At 42.1% G+C, this 706-nt stretch carries 2 protein-coding genes; both read right to left on the bottom strand.

The features are described from left to right. The coding region (locus D1841_RS17895; RefSeq protein WP_207710206.1) for a hypothetical protein at window positions 1-263 on the bottom strand (263 nt) is incomplete at its 3' end. Window positions 264-523: 260 nt separating this feature from the next. Further along, the coding region (locus D1841_RS17890; protein ID WP_166554355.1) for a 3-keto-5-aminohexanoate cleavage protein at window positions 524-706 on the bottom strand (183 nt) is incomplete at its 5' end.

Genomic DNA, 706 nt, shown 5'->3' with positions numbered 1-706 from the left:
GCATGAGTAGAATTGTGCATATGAAAATCATTGAAAGTCTGTAGTAATCTGTAGTGCATCGGCATATGCTGTACTCTGTCAATATGAAAATCTCCGTTGGACGGCCAGAGCGGATTACCTCTGCCAAACGGGTTTGAAAGATCAATCAGTTCAAATGAGCCATCTCTAAACATATCAAAGATACTTCCATCATAAGGTTTTTTCCAATCATTTGTATGAGCGAAGCACTCTTCGCGCGTGTGTCTTACAGCGATTTCTGACATAATAAGTTCTCCTTTTCATCTTATATTTTTTGGTGTAGCAATTTTTCCTCCGACACCAAAAGAGAAATTTTAATTCTTGATGCTATATTGTATCGCAAAGGTTGTGCCAAAGTTTTAACCAGGGCTCAAAAAAACTCTCTTGCCCTGAAATTGCTCTTTTTCCATCAAAGGATGTCCCGCCCGCCTTTTCTCTATCACAGGCTTTTTCTGTTGCAAAGCGGCACCTCCGTTGCGAAAGGACAACACAGACAATTTCTTACTTATTTTCCAAGACCCAGAATTTCTCTGGCTTCATCTGGGGTTGCGACGGACTTGCCCATTTCCTCCGCAAGCCGTTTCACACGAGCCACAAACTGTTCATTGGATTCTGCCAACTGTCCCGCATTATAATAAACATTATCTTCAAGACCGACACGAATATTTCCGCCCATGGCAAGGGCAGA

The organism is Neglectibacter sp. X4 (assembly GCF_009917365.1).
Lineage (GTDB): Bacteria > Bacillota > Clostridia > Oscillospirales > Acutalibacteraceae > Acutalibacter.
Note: the sequence above shows the minus strand (reverse complement) of the source record. Positions and strands in the feature narration are given on the sequence as shown.